The sequence below is a fragment of the Pseudomonas sp. S2_A02 genome (assembly GCF_054668495.1).
In genome coordinates, this window is record NZ_CP162776.1 from 5,077,007 (window position 1) to 5,094,703 (window position 17,697).

Annotated in this window: 15 protein-coding genes; 7 read left to right on the forward strand and 8 right to left on the reverse strand. The window is 59.3% G+C overall.

The features are described from left to right. Positions 1–247 precede the first annotated feature (247 nt). On the reverse strand, positions 248–1,591 hold the full coding sequence (locus AB4O41_RS23240) for an imelysin family protein (protein WP_460144841.1): 1,344 nt from the start codon (positions 1,589–1,591) through the stop codon (positions 248–250). A gap of 313 nt (positions 1,592–1,904) precedes the next feature. Continuing rightward, the gene (locus AB4O41_RS23245) at positions 1,905–3,962 is read right to left on the reverse strand and encodes a putative bifunctional diguanylate cyclase/phosphodiesterase (RefSeq protein ID WP_460144842.1); all 2,058 of its coding nucleotides are present in this window, start codon (positions 3,960–3,962) and stop codon (positions 1,905–1,907) included. Between the two features lie 628 nt (positions 3,963–4,590). On the opposite strand from AB4O41_RS23245, the gene AB4O41_RS23250 reads away from it, so the two are divergent. Continuing rightward, entirely contained in the window at positions 4,591–4,959 is a 369-nt protein-coding gene (locus tag AB4O41_RS23250) for a DUF6124 family protein (RefSeq protein WP_460144843.1), read from the forward strand. Between the two features lie 213 nt (positions 4,960–5,172). Here AB4O41_RS23250 and AB4O41_RS23255 read toward each other — a convergent pair whose 3' ends face one another. The 3 genes from AB4O41_RS23255 to AB4O41_RS23265 form a co-directional block, all read right to left on the reverse strand. Then, positions 5,173–5,769 (reverse strand): superoxide dismutase, encoded by a 597-nt coding sequence (locus AB4O41_RS23255; RefSeq protein ID WP_007898423.1) that lies wholly within the window; start codon positions 5,767–5,769, stop codon positions 5,173–5,175. Between the two features lie 176 nt (positions 5,770–5,945). Further along, entirely contained in the window at positions 5,946–6,548 is a 603-nt protein-coding gene (locus AB4O41_RS23260) for a LysE/ArgO family amino acid transporter (protein WP_038981898.1), read from the reverse strand. A 5-nt stretch (positions 6,549–6,553) separates the two neighbouring features. Beyond that, on the reverse strand, positions 6,554–6,955 hold the full coding sequence (locus tag AB4O41_RS23265) for an ACT domain-containing protein (protein WP_460144844.1): 402 nt from the start codon (positions 6,953–6,955) through the stop codon (positions 6,554–6,556). 96 nt (positions 6,956–7,051) lie between these two features. Between AB4O41_RS23265 and AB4O41_RS23270 the strand changes: the two genes are divergently transcribed. The 4 genes from AB4O41_RS23270 (at position 7,052) to AB4O41_RS23285 (ending at position 11,127) form a co-directional block, all read left to right on the forward strand. Beyond that, positions 7,052–7,945: a LysR family transcriptional regulator ArgP gene (locus tag AB4O41_RS23270; RefSeq protein ID WP_048395587.1), complete on the forward strand. Its 894-nt coding sequence runs from the start codon at positions 7,052–7,054 to the stop codon at positions 7,943–7,945. A gap of 82 nt (positions 7,946–8,027) precedes the next feature. Continuing rightward, positions 8,028–9,020, forward strand: coding sequence for an NAD-dependent epimerase/dehydratase family protein (locus AB4O41_RS23275; RefSeq protein ID WP_460144845.1), 993 nt, complete (start codon positions 8,028–8,030; stop codon positions 9,018–9,020). A 117-nt stretch (positions 9,021–9,137) separates the two neighbouring features. Continuing rightward, positions 9,138–10,007, forward strand: a complete 870-nt coding sequence (locus tag AB4O41_RS23280; RefSeq protein ID WP_460144846.1) for an ATPase — start codon at positions 9,138–9,140, stop codon at positions 10,005–10,007. A gap of 271 nt (positions 10,008–10,278) precedes the next feature. Further along, positions 10,279–11,127 (forward strand): cache domain-containing protein, encoded by an 849-nt coding sequence (locus tag AB4O41_RS23285; RefSeq protein WP_460144847.1) that lies wholly within the window; start codon positions 10,279–10,281, stop codon positions 11,125–11,127. Positions 11,128–11,262: 135 nt separating this feature from the next. Here AB4O41_RS23285 and AB4O41_RS23290 read toward each other — a convergent pair whose 3' ends face one another. Both AB4O41_RS23290 and pobA read right to left on the reverse strand, forming a co-directional pair. Beyond that, on the reverse strand, positions 11,263–12,780 hold the full coding sequence (locus AB4O41_RS23290) for an MDR family MFS transporter (RefSeq protein WP_460144848.1): 1,518 nt from the start codon (positions 12,778–12,780) through the stop codon (positions 11,263–11,265). Between the two features lie 77 nt (positions 12,781–12,857). Beyond that, positions 12,858–14,042: a 4-hydroxybenzoate 3-monooxygenase gene (pobA, locus tag AB4O41_RS23295; protein ID WP_460148410.1), complete on the reverse strand. Its 1,185-nt coding sequence runs from the start codon at positions 14,040–14,042 to the stop codon at positions 12,858–12,860. A gap of 188 nt (positions 14,043–14,230) precedes the next feature. On the opposite strand from pobA, the gene AB4O41_RS23300 reads away from it, so the two are divergent. Continuing rightward, a complete protein-coding gene (locus tag AB4O41_RS23300) occupies positions 14,231–15,127 on the forward strand; it encodes a helix-turn-helix domain-containing protein (protein WP_401174156.1) in 897 nt (298 codons plus the stop codon). 532 nt (positions 15,128–15,659) lie between these two features. On the opposite strand, the gene AB4O41_RS23305 is transcribed toward AB4O41_RS23300, so the two are convergent. Next, positions 15,660–16,565, reverse strand: coding sequence for a LysR family transcriptional regulator (locus AB4O41_RS23305; protein ID WP_460144849.1), 906 nt, complete (start codon positions 16,563–16,565; stop codon positions 15,660–15,662). 114 nt (positions 16,566–16,679) lie between these two features. Here AB4O41_RS23305 and AB4O41_RS23310 point away from each other — a divergent pair, with 114 nt between their 5' ends. Further along, entirely contained in the window at positions 16,680–17,561 is an 882-nt protein-coding gene (locus tag AB4O41_RS23310) for an MBL fold metallo-hydrolase (RefSeq protein ID WP_460144850.1), read from the forward strand. Positions 17,562–17,697: the final 136 nt, after the last annotated feature.

A 17,697-nucleotide genomic window follows, 5' to 3' on the forward strand; every position in this document is an offset into this window, starting at 1 on the left:
CAAAACAAGGGCGCAAAGTCTAACAGGGCAGGGGAGTTTGAATAAGAGGAATTATCGTTTGGTTGATGTGGGGCAGGGTTTGACGTCAGACCGCATCGCGGCCATCGCGGGCAAGCCACGCTCCCACAGGGTTTTGCACTGAACCTGTGGGAGCGTGGCTTGCCCGCGATGAGGCCGTCAGCATCACCCAAAAACAGACATGAAAAAGGCGACCCGAAAGTCGCCTTTTTTACTCAGCCAGCGTTGATCAGAACTCGTGATCAGCGTTGTCCGGGTTCAGGTCGCTGATGCCCAGTTTGCCGGCGGCCGCTTCGATCGAACCGGTCTGCTTGACCAGCGAAGCGATGGCGTCGCGCACGATCTGGTTGCCAGCGGTGTTGCCAGCAGCGATCAGTTGGTCGTAGTGCTCACCCTTGTTGGCGTGATCGACCATGACCTGAAGCTTGGCTTCGGTGGCGGCCAAGTCGGCTTTCAGCGCGGTATCGGCAGCAGGGTCGGCTTTGGCGACCAGCGACGACAGGCTGGCGCCGGTCATTTTGGTGCCATCGACGCGGGTGTATTCGCCCAGGTACACGTTACGCACGCCTTTGGCGTCGTAGAAGTGCGAGTTGTGGGTGTTGTCGCTGAAGCAATCCTGTTCGTCTTCCGGGGAGTTGGCTTCCAGGGAAACCTTCATGCGCTCGCCCGCCAGTTCGCCCAAGGACAGGCTGCCCATGCCGAACAGCATTTTGCGCAGGCCGGTTTCAGCCGGTTCTGCTTCCAGGGTGGCGCGGTAGTTGTCGGCCACGTTCGGCTTCCAGTTACCGACCATTTCTTGCAGGTCGTTGACCAACAGTTGGGTCACGGATTTCAGGTAAGCGCGACGACGATCGTTGTGACCGCCGGTAGCGCCTTTGCCTTGCAGGTAGTCGGTAGCCGGACGGTTGCCGGCGCCAGGGCCGGTGCCGTTCAGATCCTGGCCCCAGAGCAGGAATTCGATGGCGTGGTAGCCGGTGGCAACGTTGGCCTCGGAACCGCCCAGCTCGTTCAGACTGGCGAGTTTTTCCGGGGTGATGTCTTTCACATCGACCTTGTCTTCGCCGACCTGAACTTTAGTGTTGGCGATGATGTTGGCGGTGGCGCCAGGGTTACCCAGTGCGTGTTCGTAGGATTTGTCGACGTAGTCGATCAGGCCTTCGTCCAGTGGCCAGGCGTTCACCTGACCTTCCCAGTCGTCGATGATGGTGTTGCCGAAGCGGAACACTTCGCTCTGCAGGTAAGGCACGCGGGCCGCGACCCAGGCAGCCTTGGCGGCTTTCAGGGTGTCGGCGTTCGGCTTGGCGAGGAATGCGTCGACGGCGGTTTGCAGGGTTTTCGCGGTGGATTCGGCATCGCTATAAACGGCGAAGACGATGTCGGCGTAGTGCGCGACCACAGCCTTGGCGGCGGCTTCATCGACTTTACCGGTAGCAGGAGGCGCAGCCGGGGCAGCGGTGCTGGCGGCCGGGGTCGGCGCTTGTGGAGCGGCAGCCTTGTCTTTGCCTTCGCCGCAACCGGCGAGGGAAATAGCGATGGCCAGCAGACTGGCGGTGGCCAGAGGCATACGAATCATGGCGAACATCCTGCTTCGGTGATTAATGGACGCGCGTGGAGGGCGCGCAAAACTGCGACATAATGCAAATCTTTCGCATTATGTGTAAAGGGTTGTGCTTGTAAATATTTCTTATTCGCGCGGCTGAATGCCAGGAACATGAGCTATAGCAGCTGGCACAGCCCTGTGGCGAGGGAGCTTGCTCCCGCTGGACGGCGAAGCTGTCCCAAATTCTGCAACCCGGTTCTGTCAGAAGTATCGCGTCAACCTGATTGCGACTGCTGCGCAGCCGAGCGGGAGCAAGCTCCCTCGCCACAGGGCTGTGCCAGCTACTTCAAAGGCTGTTTAGGATTGCCGCGTTACTGCGCTGCGCCTGTTTGAGGTAGGCGCTCAACTCCCGGGCCGGCAGCGGTTTGCTGTAGTGATAGCCCTGACCTTCGTGGCAGCCTTCGGAGATGATGTAGGCCTCTTGCTCGGCGGTTTCCACGCCTTCGGCGATCACCTGCATGCCCAGGCTCTTGCCCAACTGGATGATGGCGCGAACGATGGTCGCATCGTCGTCGTCATCGAGCAGGTCCTGAACGAAGCTCTTGTCGATCTTGATCTTGTCCAGCGGCAGGCTTTTCAAATAGCTCAGAGATGAATAGCCGGTGCCGAAGTCGTCGATGGCGATCAGCGCGCCGGAGCGACGCAGGCTCAACAAGTGCTGGGCGGCGGTGCTGATGTCTTCCATCAGGCCGGTTTCGGTGACTTCCAGCTCCAGGCTGCGCGGTGGCAGGCGGTACATCTGCAGCAGGTTATTGACCACCCGCGGCAACTCGGCGTGGTGCAATTGCACAGTGGACAGGTTCACCGCCATGCGCAGGTCGAAACCCTGATCGTGCCATTCGCGCAATTGTTTGCAGGCCTGATCCAGCACCCATTCGCCGATGGCGATGATGGTGCCGTTCTGCTCGGCCAGCGGGATAAACAGGTCCGGCGGTACCAGGCCGTGTTCGGGATGCTGCCAGCGAATCAACGCCTCGACGCCCACCACGCTATGATCGCGGTAGCTGATCTGCGGTTGATAAACGAGGTAGAACTGGTCGCGGATCAAGGCATCGCGCAGGTCTTTTTCCAACTCTCGGCGCCGACGCATTTCTGTGTCGACGCTGGCGATATAGAACTGATAGCGATTGCGCGAGCGAGTCTTGGCCAGGGTCATGGTCTGCTCGGCTTTTTGCAGCAACTTCTCGGTGCTGTCACCGTCCTCGGGGAACAGGGTGATGCCGATGGTGGCGCGCAGGCGGATTTCCTGATGATCGAGGGCGAACGCCGCTTCCAGATCATCAAGAATGCTTTGGGCCAGTTCGGCCGCTTCATAGGGTTGTTCGATGTCGGCCTGGACCAGTGCAAACTGGTCGCCACCCAAACGGGCGAGCGCGCCGAGGCGACCGCTATGAGCCCGCAGGCGATCGGCCAGGGCCAGCAGTAACTGGTCGCCGGTCTGATAGCTGAACTGTTCGTTGATGCCTTTGAAGTCATCGAGCCCGACACACAGCACCGCGACCCGACGCTGCAATTTGCCGGCATCGACGAGGATTTTGTCCAGTTGTTGCTGCAATTGCTGGCGGTTAGGCAATCCGGTGAGGAAGTCGTACTGGGCCATGCGCAGCAGGCTGTTTTCCGCTTCGTGGCGCAGGTGAGTGTTGCGCTCGATGGATTCGAGCAACTGGTTGGCAGTGTTGATCCACACGCCCAACTCGTTTCTCTCATGACCCTTGAGCTGCGGAATCTTGTGGGCGCTGGGCCGGTCCGGGTTGATTTCGGTCAGGTGCTCGATAATCCGCGATAGCGGTTTGGTCAGCAACCAGTGATAGACCAGATACAGCACCAGGGCCATGGCCATGGCGCGCAATACACCAGAGATGAAGATGATCACCGAGCTGACAATGAAGCCCTTGCCGTAGGTGGCCGTGTCGAGGGTAATGCTCAGGTCGCCGTAGTACTCGCTGTAGGGCCCGCGGCCCACCAGTTGGGTGGTGAAGGTGCGTTCGTTGCCGAGGATCAGGTCAGTCAGCCAGCGGCTGTTGGAGTGCTGCAGTTCACGGGTTTTTTGCGCAAGCATGGCTTCGTTAGGATGGCCGATGGAGGCCATGCGCACGGCATCGTCCTGAAACAGGCCTTCGATCACCTGCATGCCCATTTCCCGGTCCAGGCTGTAGACGGCCTGGGTCGAGGGGTCGCGGAACATGTCGAGGATGCGCTGGGCATCGCTGGCTACGGCCTGACGTGTTTTATAGGCATCGAAAACGATCTGCGCGCAGCTCAAGACTACGCCGACGATCAATGCCGACAGGAGCACGACCCGGAGCAACTTCACCGACAAGCTGTTCTTGAGTTCCAGCTTCAAAGGGTTATTCCTTGTTCCGTGCGGGTAGCGTCAAGTTGCCATGAGTATTGGCAATCCCGTGATGTCAGTCAAAGGGACATTCCAACCCAGGGGATTTTGCCGGTAGCTTGGCCGATATGTTGCTGTTTGGAGTATTTGCCCTATTAGCACTGTGTCGGTTGTTGAGGCCCTCAACTTGAGGGGAACGGGACAATTTTTCCTTGTGGTTGATGTTAGACGGCTGTGAGGTGGGGGCAAGAGGGCGAATGCCACTCGCGTTGTGGGAATGTTCCCTCCTACAGAGACCGGCGTCTGGCATGGGCTGTTTAACCGACTTGTCAGAACGCAGATCTTTCCCACGCATTTTTCAGGTTGCCGGGTGGGAAGCGGATTCCCTAACCTTTGGCTGTCGCTGAAAACTCAGCGATCGGGTGTGAGAAGCCCGGCAACTTATGGTCATCCAGTGTCTGTACACGCATAATCGCCGCCAGTTTATTAGCTGCCTGCAAATGCGTTATGGCGGCTGTGTGCGGGCGGACTTCGGTCCGGCCGGGTGTCCATAACCGGTCTTCTCACCTCGCACATAGCTGCCACCTCTTTCCGTGTGAGAAGCGGCAAGTGGAGGCTCCAACGCTGGAGAAATTTTTCAATGGACAAATTAATCCCCGACCCACCCTTCAATACCACCACACCCAACGCCGAAGCTTCGCGTACCGAAGAATTACTCAAGGATCGCGAAGCCATAAAACGCGCCCTCGACTACTACCTCGATCCCCCGACGCAATACACCGAAAAAACCCGTCGCCCCAGCACGATGTTCATGGTCGCCCCGGGTGCCGACACCGAAAGCCTGCTGGCCCACGCCTGTGAATCATTGGCCTCAGCGAGTGTCCTGGCCAGCGATTTCGCCAACAATTTGATCGGTCCGCAGCGCCATATAGCGTTGGCGATTCAGCAGATCATCATGGTGGCGGAGTTGGCGGTGAACCGGGCGCTGGATAACGTCGATCCGGTATAGAGCGCGTTATCGTTCTTCGCGAGCAAGCCCGCTCCCACAGGATTTGTGTCGTAAACCGAATCTGTAAACGACGATGTACCCCTGTGGAGCGGGCTTGCTCGCGAAGGCGGCTTGGCAGGCGCCGCTTTCTTGTCAGGCAATCCAGGTTCCCGAGCTTTCCCACAGCCCATAAAAAAACCCGGCAAAAGCCGGGTTTCTTGACTGGCGCGAAGCTTAAGCGGTGAAGGTTTTGCCTTCGAACTGCTCAGCCACGAATTTCCAGTTGACCAGGTTCCAGAACGCTTCGACGTACTTCGGACGAAGGTTGCGGTAGTCGATGTAGTAAGCGTGTTCCCAGACGTCGCAGGTCAGCAGCGGGGTGTCGCCGCTGGTCAGCGGGTTGCCGGCGCCGATGGTGCTGGCCAGGGCCAGGGAACCGTCAGCCTTTTTCACCAGCCAGCCCCAACCGGAACCGAAGGTGCCGATGGAAGTTTTGCTGAACTCTTCCTTGAACTTGTCGAACGAACCGAACGCTGCGTTGATGGCATCAGCCAGCGCGCCGGTTGGTTGACCGCCGGCGTTTGGCGCCAGGCAGTTCCAGTAGAAAGTGTGGTTCCAGACCTGAGCGGCGTTGTTGAAGATACCGCCCGAGGAAGTCTTGACGATTTCTTCCAGGGTCTTGCCTTCGAACTCGGTGCCTGGCACCAGGTTGTTCAGGTTCACGACATAGGTGTTGTGGTGCTTGTCGTGGTGGTACTGCAGAGTTTCCTCTGAAATGTGCGGCTGCAGGGCATCGTGTGCGTAAGGCAGCGGCGGCAATTCGAAAGCCATGATGATTCTCCTAATCAGGTCAGTTGCGGTGAGCGCAAGGCCGATCACGGGCGGCCAGACATGCGCCGGGGAGTTTGTACTCTTTGCGGCGCAGGGATCGGATCATAGCACCGGGGGTGCGGCATAACCACGCAACAACTGTGTGGAATAGAGGTTCCAGAGCCTTTTGGAATAAATCATGAAGCGATGATTAACTGGAACGCTACGGTGAACATCATGACGGCGACCAACAGGTCGAGGATTCGCCAGGTGCTTGGCCGTGCCAGCCACGGTGCCAGCCATGCCGCGCCAAGGGCCAAAGTGAAAAACCACAACAATGACGCACTGGCCGCGCCCACCACATAAGCGCCGGGCTCGGTTTGTTGGGCGCCGAGGGAACCGATCAACAATACAGTGTCCAGATAGACGTGTGGATTGAGCAGCGTCACCGCCAACGCACTGAGCAGCACCGCTCGTAGCGAGCGTACTGTCTGATTCTCGCCCTGTTGCAGGCTTTGTTTCGAGCAGGCCCGACGCAGCGCCAGGCTGCCGTACCACAGTAAAAACGCCGCGCCACCCCAACGAGCGATGGCCAACAGAGTCGGGTTTTGCGCCAGCACCGTCGCCAGGCCGAATACCCCGGCAGCCACCAGTAGCGCATCGCAGGTCACGCAAAGCGCCGCCACCGGCAGGTGATGTTCGCGCCGAAGGCTCTGCGCCAACACAAACGCATTCTGGGTGCCGATCGCCATGATCAGACCCGCGGCCACCAACAGGCCGTTCACATAGCTTTGCCACATACGTTTTACTCCGCGTTGGTCGCCAGATCCCGCAGTACCTGCAGGGCGCGTTCAGCATCGGCCTGGCCGACGAACAAATGGTCGTGGTAATACCCGGCGATCACGTTGCAACTGATGCCGGCCTGGCCCAGCGCCGTGGCGAATGCGGCGGTCAGGCCGACGGCTTCAAGGGCCGAGTGCACGTTCAAGGTGATCCAGGCGGCGACATAGTCGAAGCTGAAACCGGCCTTTTGGGCGTGGGAACGTTCCAGAATCACCGTCAGGCCTTCCCGTTCGCGAAAGCTGCCGACAATCTCAAGGCCGGCGGGCAGCTTGCCGTCGCGCAACGTGCAGAACACGTATTCGCCATCGTTGAGTTGCGGGCTCATGCTGCGCAGCAGGGTTGCCAATGACGTTTCGCCAGCCATGTCGGTGATCCTTGTTCAAGAGTTCTTGCTGGCCATTCTCCGGATGAACGCTGTATAAGAAAAACCAATAGTCCTGATCGCCCATTAGGAAAACTGATGTTCGACTACAAATTACTTTCCGCGCTCGCCGCCGTAATCGAGCAGGCCGGATTCGAACGCGCTGCGCAGGTGCTGGGTTTGTCCCAATCGGCCATCTCCCAGCGGATCAAACTGCTGGAGGCACGGGTCGGCCAACCGGTGCTGGTGCGGGTCACACCTCCGGCGCCGACGGAGATTGGCCGGCGATTGCTCAACCATGTGCAGCAGGTGCGATTGCTTGAGCGCGATCTACAAACGTTGGTCCCGGCGCTGGACGAAGAAGGCCTGCCGGAACGCCTGCGTATCGCGCTGAATGCAGACAGCCTTGCGACTTGGTGGGCTGAGGCGGTGGGGGACTTTTGTGCGGAACAACATCTGCTGCTCGACTTGGTGGTAGAAGACCAGACCGTCGGCCTCAAACGCATGCGCGCAGGCGAAGTGGCGGGGTGTGTCTGTGCCAGTGAGCGGCCGGTGGCCGGTGCGCGCAGCGTTCTGTTGGGGGCGATGCGCTACCGTGCGATGGCGAGCCCTGCGTTCATTGCCCGGCATTTTCCCGATGGTGTGCGCGCCGATCAGTTAGCCAAAACCCCGGCCCTGGTGTTTGGCCCGGATGATTTCCTACAGCATCGCTACCTCGCATCCCTCGGTGTGGATGGCGGTTTCGAACACCATTTATGCCCATCGTCCGAAGGGTTTCTTCGTCTCACGGAAGCAGGGCTTGGCTGGGGCCTGGTGCCTGAATTGCAGGTGCGCGAGCAACTTGAGCGCGGCCAATTGCAGGAGCTTTTGCCAGATAAGCCGATCGATGTGCCGCTGTACTGGCATCATTGGCGCAATGGCGGTCAGCTTTTGGGGTTACTCACCGATCAATTGGTGCGCTCATCGAAACAATGGCTGGTGCCGTTGGACTGACGGGTAGCGTCAAGACCTCACGCCCTACGCAATACGCAATACGCAAAACGCAAAACGCAAAACGAAATATTCGGAGCAATTCATGAAGATTCTGGTCACCGGCGCAAGCGGCTTCATTGGCGGACGCTTTGCGCGTTTTGCCCTGGAGCAGGGCCTGGACGTGCGGGTCAACGGTCGCCGGGCCGAGAGCGTCGAGCATCTGGTGCGCCGTGGCGCCGAGTTCATTCAGGGCGACTTGAGCGACCCGCAACTGGCGCGCGATCTGTGTTCAGACGTCGAAGCCGTGGTGCATTGCGCCGGTGCAGTGGGGTTGTGGGGGCGGTATCAGGACTTTTATCAAGGCAACGTCGAAGTCACCGAGAATGTGGTCGAGGCCTGTCTGAAACAGCGGGTGCGGCGTCTGGTGCACTTGTCCTCGCCGTCGATCTACTTCGATGGCCGCGATCATCTGGGGTTGACTGAAGAACAGGTGCCCAAGCGCTTCAAGCATCCCTACGCCGCGACCAAATATCTGGCTGAGCAAAAAGTCTTTGGGGCGCAGGAATTCGGCCTCGAAACCCTGGCCCTGCGCCCGCGTTTCGTGACGGGCGCCGGCGACATGAGTATTTTCCCCAGATTGCTGAAGATGCAGCGCAAAGGGCGGCTGGCGATTATCGGCAATGGCCTGAACAAGGTCGATTTCACCAGCGTGCAAAACCTCAATGAAGCGTTGCTCAGCAGCTTGCTGGCCAGCGGTTCGGCCTTGGGCAAGGCTTACAACATCAGCAACGGAGCGCCGGTGCCGTTGTGGGATGTGGTCAATTACGTGATGCGCCAAATGGATGTCCCACAGGTTACCCGCTATCGTTCCTACGGTTTGGCCTACAGCCTTGCCGCGCTCAACGAGGGCGTGTGCAAGCTGTGGCCAGGTCGGCCCGAGCCGACGCTGTCGCGGCTGGGCATGCAGGTCATGAACAAAAACTTCACCCTGGACATCAGCCGCGCACGGCATTATCTGGACTACGATCCGAAAGTCAGCCTCTGGACCGCCCTCGATGAATTCTGCGGCTGGTGGAAGGCTCAGGACATTCGCTGACACACAAGGGTGACCCCTTACTGAACCGAGTTCTGGGTTCAGGGTCAACCGGTGCGGCAGCGGGGGTTATACTTCGCCGCATCAAGCCATCACCGCGTTCCACAAAGGTTGACCCTAATGCCCATGCGTAACGATGCCAACGACGACTTCGACGATGTCCCGAGCCTGCGCGCCGACAGCCTCGATGACGATGATTTTCCGACCACCGCTCGCACTTCCGTGCATTCGCGCACCACGCCGGTGGTGAAGGTCAAAGGCCCGAGCACTGGCCCTCTGTGGGCATTGGTCGGCGCGTTGTTCTTTGCCTTCGCCGGCCTTGCCTGGTGGAGTTTTCAGCAGATCTCGCTGATGGAACAGCAACTGGTGGCGACCCAGGAAAGTTTCGCGCGCATCAGTGAGGAAGCGGCGGGGCGCCTGCAGGACATTTCCGGCAAGGTCGTGGCCAGCCAGTCCAACGTCAACACCGGCAGTGAAGCGTTAAAGCTGCAAATCAAACAGCTTGAAGGCAAACTCCAGGATCAGAGCAAGCAGCTGGAAAGCAAGCTTCAGGATCAGAGCAAACAGCAGCAAGGCGTACTCGGCCAGACCTCCGATCTGGACAAGCGCCTGGCGCAAATGACCGCGCAAGCCACCGAACAACAAACCGCCAATGCTCAGTTGCAGGCCCAGGTCAAAGCCTTGAGCGGCGAACTGGCGGCATTGAAGAACGCGCCGGACGATACCAGCAAGTTCGACGCCCAACTCAAAAGCCTGGGTGCTGACATTGTCGCGCTGAAGAAACAAAACAACCCGAGCGCCGCCATCGAGCGCCTGGAGCAAGACATGATCGTGCTCAAAAGCCAGCAGGACAACCGCCCGGCCGCCGCACAAGGTGGCACCAACACTGCTGAGTTCGACGCCTTCCGCGGCCAGGTCACCCGCAACATCAACACCCTGCAGGCGCAGATTCAGAATCTGCAGCAACAGCTGCGCGCCCGGCCTCAATAGCTCGATGCAGTGATGGGGCCTGGGGAGTGGGGCTTTTGTGGCGAGGGAGCTTGCTCCCGCTCGGCTGCGTAGCAGTCGCAAATCAGGCACCGCGGATTACCTGAAGAATTGTGGTGAATGGGTTGGGGGCGGCTGCGCCACCCAGCGGGAGCAAGCTCCCTCGCCACATATGCCCTTCAAAGCACAAACCTCCCCACCGTTTCCTGAATATTCATACATAGCCCCAAGCCGTCTACGCTCTTGAAACACTAATAAGAATGGGGAATGCGCAATGGGGGTTCTTCACAAGCTAGCCTGGCTGGGCGGATTGCTTTTGCTGTGCCTGGGTCCGATTCACGCCGCCACGACGGAAAACGCTGACAGCCAGGCTGCCAAAGCCTTGCTGGAAAAAGCCCTGGCCTATTACCACGAGCAGGGTGACAAGGCTTTCGCGGCCTTCAGCCGTCAGGGCGACTTTGTCGACAAGGATCGCTATGTCTTCGTGGTCGACACCAAGGGCGTGATGCTCGCCAGCGGCGGGCCATCTTCGGCGTTGATCGGTCGTGATGTGTCCGAGGTGCTTGGGCCTGATGTGCAGAAAGCCTTCAAGGACGCCTTGAAAGTGCCGGAGGGCAACGGCATTCAGCAAGCCGAATACCGCTGGCAGAACTGGGCTGACGGTAAGGTTGAACGCAAGCATGTGTTCTATCAGCGCATCGGCCAGCGGATTCTGGCGGTCGGTTACTACCTGCCACGGGCCTCGCCGCAACAGGCACAAGCGTTGCTCGATAAAGCAGCGGTCGATCTGGCCAAAAACGAAAAGGGCACGCTCACAGCGATCAACTCCCTCAAGGGCGGTTACTTGCAGGATGACCTGTACGTGTTTGTCGTCGACCTGGATACCCAGCGTTATGTGGCCCATGGCACCAATCTGCGACTGATTAACACCGATTTCAGCAAGATCAAAGACCCGGAAGGCAAACCGGTGGGCGAGCCGATTCTGGCGCTGATGGCCAAACAGGATGACGGTGAATACGAGTACCGCTGGAAAAACCCGGTAACCGGCAAAGTGGAAGACAAGCATGCCTACCTGAAAAAGGTCGGGCACTTTCTGGTGGCGGTAGGGTATTACAGCCCTTGATTCAAGGTGACGGAAAGACCGCAATCGCGAGCAGGCTCGCTCCCACAGTAAATCTCCATTGGTCACAGATGTTGCATACGGCCGAGATCTAATGTGGGAGCGAGCCTGCTCGCGATTGCAGGCGCCTCGGTCTTCCTATCGCGCCGTGTCCTCCCGCCCCCGCAGCACTCTGTTCGGCATGGCAATCGCCGCCGCCAGCCCCAGCAGCGACACCGCCGCGCTGACCATCAGCAAATGCCGGAAGGTCAGCAACAGCTCAGCGCGCAAGGCGTTTTGTGCGTCCCCCGGTGCGGCGTTCAAACCATCGAGCAAGACATTCCCCGAACTCCCTTCGGCCATTAACGACGAGCCGGCCAAGTGAGCGAAACTTGAATCCTGCAACAACGCCAGCAGCAGCGCCGACATCAACGCCACACCCATTGCACCACCCAGGGAACGGAACAGATTGGTGGTGCTGGTGGCGACGCCGATGTCCCGTTGCTCCACCGAGTTTTGCGTACCCACCAACGATGTCGGGAACTGCATGCCGCTGGCGATGCCGCTGAGCAACATGAACAGGCTGCTCAGCACAAACGCCTGAGGCGCACTGAGTGCCATGCCCAGGATCGAGAACGGCATGAGCAGGGCGCCGGTGAGAATCATCGGTTTGTAACGACCGGTCACCGAGGTCTGGCGTCCGGCGAAGTACGCGCCTATCGGCAAACCCATGGCCAGCGGCAACAGGTGCAGCGCGGCGCTGTCGGCCCCGGCGCCAGTGATGCTCTGGAAGCGCAGCGGCATCAGCACGATCAAGGAAATCGCCTGGAAACTGGTGAAGAAAATCGTGCACCAGCAAAGAATCGCACTGCGGTTGGCGAACAAGTGCATCGGCAGCAACGGTTCCCGCGCCCGCCGTTCATGCCAGACGAAGACGGCCAGCACCACCACCGCACAACCGAGCAAACCCGACACTTCGGTGCTGCGCCACGAATAGCCCTGGCCAACCTGAGTAATGCCCAGCAGTAACGCCGTCAGGCCGATGATCATCAACAAGGTGCCGACGTAGTCGATGATCGGCTTGCGCTGTGGCACCGGCAGCCCCACCAGCGTGCGGTGGGCCACCAGCCAGGCGCCCAGGCCCAATGGCAGGTTGATCAGAAATACCCAGCGCCAGGACAGGTATTCGGTCATGTAGCCACCGAGAACCGGGCCGGCCACGCTGGCCACTGCGTACATGCTGCTGAAGTAACCCTGATAGCGACCGCGTTCGCGAGGTGGAACGATGTCGCCGATGATTGCCTGACTCACCGAAATCATCCCGCCGGCGCCGATGCCCTGAAGGATCCGCGCCAGCACCAGTTGCTCCATGCTTTGCGCCATGCCGCAGAACAACGACGCAAGGGTGAACATCCCCATGCCGAACAGCATCAACTTGCGGCGGCCATACAGATCGCCGAGTTTGCCGTAAATCGGCACCGCCACGGTCATCGCCACCATGTATCCGGAAATCACCCAGGCCAGCAGGCTGACGTCCTTGAATTGCGCGGAAATGGCCGGCATCGACACGGCGACGATGGTCTGATCCAGCGCGCCCAGAAAGATCGCCAGCATCAGGGCGATCAACACGCTGCGAATAGCCGGTTTGGGCGTTTCAGGCTGGTTGAGATTGGTCACGGGTAAACCTGCGGGCAGTGATGGACCCGCAGTGGCAAGGCGAGTCGGAATGCTCGCCAGTGTAAGTCGATAGCAGGCTATTCGATAGCCTCGTATGGAAGACCGACATAGTTTTCTGCAATGGTTTTTCGGCCCGCCTCGGAGTCCACGAAATAGGCCAGCTCCGATTCGCTGATGCGCTGGCTGAACGCATCGTGCTCGTCGAAGCGATGCAACATTGAGGTCATCCACCAGGAAAACCGCTCGGCTTTCCACACCCGACGCAAGCAGACCTCGGAATACTTCTCCAGCAAATCCACACGCCCTTCGCGGTAAACCTTCAGCAGAATATTAAACAACGTACTGACGTCGCTGGCCGCCAGGTTCAAACCCTTGGCGCCGGTGGGCGGAACAATGTGCGCGGCGTCGCCGACCAGGAACATCCGCCCGTACTGCATTGGCTCGACCACGAAACTGCGCAGTGGCGCGATGCTTTTTTCAATCGACGGACCGGTCACCAGAGAGGCGGCGAGGGCGGTCGGCAGACGGGATTTGAGCTCATCCCAGAAGCGCTGATCGGACCAGTCCTCGACTTTGTCCTGAGCCGGAACCTGGAGGTAGTAACGGGTACGTGTCGGCGAACGCATGCTGCACAGCGCAAAACCCCGTTCATGCCGCGCGTAGACCAACTCTTCATGCACCGGCGGCGTGTCGGCGAGAATCCCCAGCCAGCCGAACGGATAAACCCGCTCGAACACTTTCAGGCAGTCCGTAGGAATCGACTGCCGCGCCACGCCATGGAAACCATCGCAACCGGCGATGTAATCACAATCGAGTCGATACGTTTCGCCGTCCTTGTCGAAGGTGACAAAGGGTTCAGCGGTTTTCATGCCGTGGGGGACGAGATTACTGGCTTGATAAATTGTCTGCGCACCGGCGTCCCGACGGGCGGCCATCAGGTCGCGGGTGACCTCGGTCTGGCCATAGATCGTTACGGTTTTGCCGCCAGTCAGCGCCTGCAAGTCGATGTGTACCCGGCGCCCGTCGAGGGCCAGTTCGAAGCCTGCATGGACCAGCCCTTCGGCGTCCATGCGCTGACCCACCCCGGCCTGACGCAACAGCTCTACCATGCCTTGTTCGAGGACACCGGCGCGGATGCGTCCGAGCACGTAGTCCGGGGTCTGGCGTTCGAGGATCAGGGTGTCGATGCCGGCGTTATGCAGCAATTGGCCGAGTAGCAAGCCAGAGGGGCCGGCACCGATGATCGCGACTTGGGTTTTCAGTGTTTTCATTGTTTTTATGACTCGCAAGCTCCACGCGACCAAGGCCGGTGAATGATTTTTATGGATCGAGTACTTGCATTTTTCACTTGCGAGTCTGTCAATTGAAGGGGAAAACTGAGCCGATACCTGTACATTCTGCCAATCGGTGCGATTATCGCCCCGTTACCCTCGAGGCCTGGATTGAAGTGATGAACAAGCCTGACCTGCCATCGATTCCGGTGTTCAAACTTTATGGTGAAAGCCTGGACTGGCCGACCCCTGACTTGTTGCACTGTGAAACCATTTCCAAACGCAGCCGCGAACATCAATGGGAAATCAAACCCCACCGCCATGCCGATTTGTGTCAGTTGCTCTTCGTCTTCAAAGGTCAGGCAGAGCTTGAGATCGAAGGCAAACGCTCACAATTGACCGAGCCGGCCATCCTGATTCTGCCGCCGTTATCGGTGCATGGTTATCGGTTTTCCGAGGACGTCGAAGGGTTCGTCGTCACGCTGGCCGCGCCGCTGATCGCCCACTTGCAAGCACAACTGGGCAATTCGGTGAACGCTCTGGCACAGGCCGAAAGCTACCCGGCGGGCAAGGACAGCGAGTACCTCAACAGCTTGTTTTCAGCGCTACAAAGCGAATACACCGGCCATCAACCGGCGCGCGAAATGCTCATGCATTCGCTGGTCAGCGTGATCATGGTGTGGATCAGCCGTCAGGTGATTCAGCGCCAAACCGCCACTCAGCGTCCGCAGCGGGCTCGGGAATATCTCAACGGCTTTATTCAGCTGGTGGAAGAAACCTATCGCCAGCACGTCAAGGTCGAGGACCTGGCTCATCGGCTGGGGATTTCCGTGTCCCATCTCAACGGCACATGCCGTGAGCTGGCGGGGCAACCGGCGTTGCAGATCATGCATGAGCGTCAATTGCTGGAGGCCAAGCGCTTGCTGACCTACACCAGCATGACCATTTATGAAATGTCCGACGTGTTGGGGTTTTCCGATCCGACCAACTTCACACGTCTGTTCAGGCGTCGCGTGGGGATATCTCCCAAGGCTTTTCGCGACCGCTTGAAGGCCGATCAGGACAACGAGGCCTGAATCCTGTGGCGAGGGAGCTTGCTCCCGTTGGACTGCGAAGCAGTCCCCCTCTTTTTGGGGATAAGGGGGGCCGCTTCGCGACCCAGCGGGAGCAAGCTCCCTCGCCACAAAAGCCCTCTAGCCACAGGTGTGTTCGTTACCGGAGGGCGTTAAGGGTCGCGTTGTGGGGAATGCAGCGCTCGAAGTAGCAGCTCGCATGGTCATGGGGCACTTTTCGCAACTGTTCGACACGCCAGGCTGCCGCGCCATACAGCGCTAGTGTCGCTGTGCAAGTGATGAAAATGGCGAGGTATCTTTTTGTTTTGATGTTCATGGCGTTGACCTCTGAACGAATACCTTTCGGTACTGTTTTGAGCATAGGTCAGCGCCGGTGAGTTGCCAGCAAGTCCGGTTTTGCGGTTGGCGCGATATTCAGAACAATGATGACCCCATGTGGGAGCGGGCTTGCTCGCGAATGCGGTGTGACATTCAACAATGATGTTGCCTGATCCACCGTTTTCGCGAGCAAGCCCGCTCCCACATTTTGTTCCGGTTACAGGCCGACATCCCACGCAGGTTCTTCCGGAAATCTGAGCACCAGAAAATCCAGCATGCTGCGCAACGCCGCCGGCATGTGTTTGCGTGAGGCATACACCGCATAGATGTTCATCTGCCGCGGTTCGGCCTGGGGCAGCAGGCGGATCAATTCGCCGCTGTGGATATGCACACCCGCCTGATAGCTGGGCAGCATCGCCACGCCGGCCCCGGCCATCGTCGCGCGCAATAACGTGCTGGCTTCGTTGGCGCTGATGTTGCCCTGCACCGGCACCGAGACGGGCTCGCCGTCCTGCTCGAAATGCCAGAGGCTTTTGCCGAAGTAGGAGTGGGTCAGGCAGTTATGTCGGCTCAGGTCCTCGACCCGTTGCGGCGTGGGGTGCTCGCGCAGGTAAGCGGGGGAGGCGCAGATCACTGAACGGCAGACCGTCAGCCGCCGGGCGATCAGGTTCGGGTCCAGGTCATTGCTGGTGCGAATGGCCAGGTCGATGCGTTCATCCACCAGGTTCACTGTGCGGTCGAGCATTTGCATATCGATGCTGACGCCGGGGTAACGTTTGACGTAGGCCGCCATGGCGTCCGCTAGTTGCGCCTGACCGAACGAGGTGCTGACGCTGATCCGCAGCAGGCCTCGCGGTGCGTCGTCCGGTTCGCTGACCGCGGCCTGCATGTCGGTGGACAAATCGAGCATCTGCCGACAGCGAGGCAGGATCTCACTGCCGGCGGCGGTCAGGCTCAATTTGCGCGTGGTGCGGTGCATCAGGCGCGCGCCGACCCAATCTTCCAGCTCCGCCAGATAGCGTGAAACCACCGGCCGTGACAGGTCCAGGTGATCGGCGGCGGCCGATTGGCTGCCCAGGTCCACCACCGTGACGAACACCCGCATTGCTTGTAGACGATCCATGATTTGCCCGCTTTCAGAAACAAACTATGTTCAAGCATCGCATTTTTTGTATCGAACCAGGCAACTAAGCTCTGTCCCATCGCCAAGCATGGCATTCGGACAACGGAGCAACAGATGATCGGCTTCACCTCAATCAAACGTATTCTTCTGGCAACCGCCACGCTCGGCTTCGCGGCCCATGCCGCTGCGGCGTCTACCCTGACGCTGGACGTCTACAACCCTGGCGCCAATGCGATCTTCCCGGTGACCTCGGTGCTGGTCAGCGGCGAGAAAGAAGCGATTCTGGTGGACGCGCAATTTGGCAAAGCCCAGGCCGAACAAGTGGTGGAAAAAATCCGCTCCAGCGGCAAGCAACTGACCACCATCTACATCAGCCACGGTGACCCGGATTACTATTTCGGCCTCGACACCCTTACCCAAGCGTTCCCGAAAGCCAAGGTGTTGGCCTCGCAACCGACGGTCGATCACATCAAAAAAACCGTCAACGGCAAATTGGCGTTCTGGGGCCCGAAAATGGGTGCTGACGTGCCGAACAAAACCATCGTGCCGCACGTACTCAAGGGCGACAGCCTGATGCTGGAAGGGCAGAAATTGCAGGTGATCGGCCTGGACGGCAAGCAGCCGGATCGCAGCTTTGTGTGGATCCCGTCGATCAAGGCAGTGGTCGGTGGCGTGGTTGTCGCCGAAAACATTCACGTGTGGATGGCCGACACCCAGACCCCGCAATCCCATGCCGATTGGCTGACGACGTTGCAGGCGATCGAAGCGCTGAAGCCGAACACCATCGTGCCGGGTCACTACCTCGGTGAGAGCGCTCGCTCTCTGGCGGCGGTGCAGTTCACCGCCGATTACATCAAGGCGTTCGACGAAGAAACCGCCAAGGCGAAAGACGCTGCCGAGCTGATCGCCGCGATGAAAAAACGCTACCCGAGCCTGGGCGAAGAAAGCTCGCTCGAGCTGAGCGCCAAAGTCGCCAAGGGCGAGATGAAGTGGTAATTCGCCGCACTCAACTGATCGTTCCCACGCTCTGCGTGGGAATGCTTCAACGGACGCTCCGCGTTCGGTTCTTGATGGGACGCGGAGCGTCCCTGGCTGCATTCCCACGCGGAGCGTGGGAACGATCAACTTCGCG

Bases quoted from the DNA above. Each gene is read 5' to 3' on its own strand.
- AB4O41_RS23285 (WP_460144847.1), top strand. From the start codon at position 10,279: ATGGGGGTTCTTCACAAGCTAGCCTGGCTGGGCGGATTGCTTTTGCTG.
- AB4O41_RS23310 (WP_460144850.1), top strand. From the start codon at position 16,680: ATGATCGGCTTCACCTCAATCAAACGTATTCTTCTGGCAACCGCCACG.
- AB4O41_RS23305 (WP_460144849.1), bottom strand. From the start codon at position 16,565: ATGGATCGTCTACAAGCAATGCGGGTGTTCGTCACGGTGGTGGACCTG.
- AB4O41_RS23280 (WP_460144846.1), top strand. From the start codon at position 9,138: ATGCCCATGCGTAACGATGCCAACGACGACTTCGACGATGTCCCGAGC.
- AB4O41_RS23255 (WP_007898423.1), bottom strand. From the start codon at position 5,769: ATGGCTTTCGAATTGCCGCCGCTGCCTTACGCACACGATGCCCTGCAG.
- AB4O41_RS23300 (WP_401174156.1), top strand. From the start codon at position 14,231: ATGAACAAGCCTGACCTGCCATCGATTCCGGTGTTCAAACTTTATGGT.
- AB4O41_RS23240 (WP_460144841.1), bottom strand. From the start codon at position 1,591: ATGATTCGTATGCCTCTGGCCACCGCCAGTCTGCTGGCCATCGCTATT.
- AB4O41_RS23265 (WP_460144844.1), bottom strand. From the start codon at position 6,955: ATGGCTGGCGAAACGTCATTGGCAACCCTGCTGCGCAGCATGAGCCCG.
- AB4O41_RS23275 (WP_460144845.1), top strand. From the start codon at position 8,028: ATGAAGATTCTGGTCACCGGCGCAAGCGGCTTCATTGGCGGACGCTTT.
- AB4O41_RS23260 (WP_038981898.1), bottom strand. From the start codon at position 6,548: ATGTGGCAAAGCTATGTGAACGGCCTGTTGGTGGCCGCGGGTCTGATC.
- AB4O41_RS23270 (WP_048395587.1), top strand. From the start codon at position 7,052: ATGTTCGACTACAAATTACTTTCCGCGCTCGCCGCCGTAATCGAGCAG.
- AB4O41_RS23250 (WP_460144843.1), top strand. From the start codon at position 4,591: ATGGACAAATTAATCCCCGACCCACCCTTCAATACCACCACACCCAAC.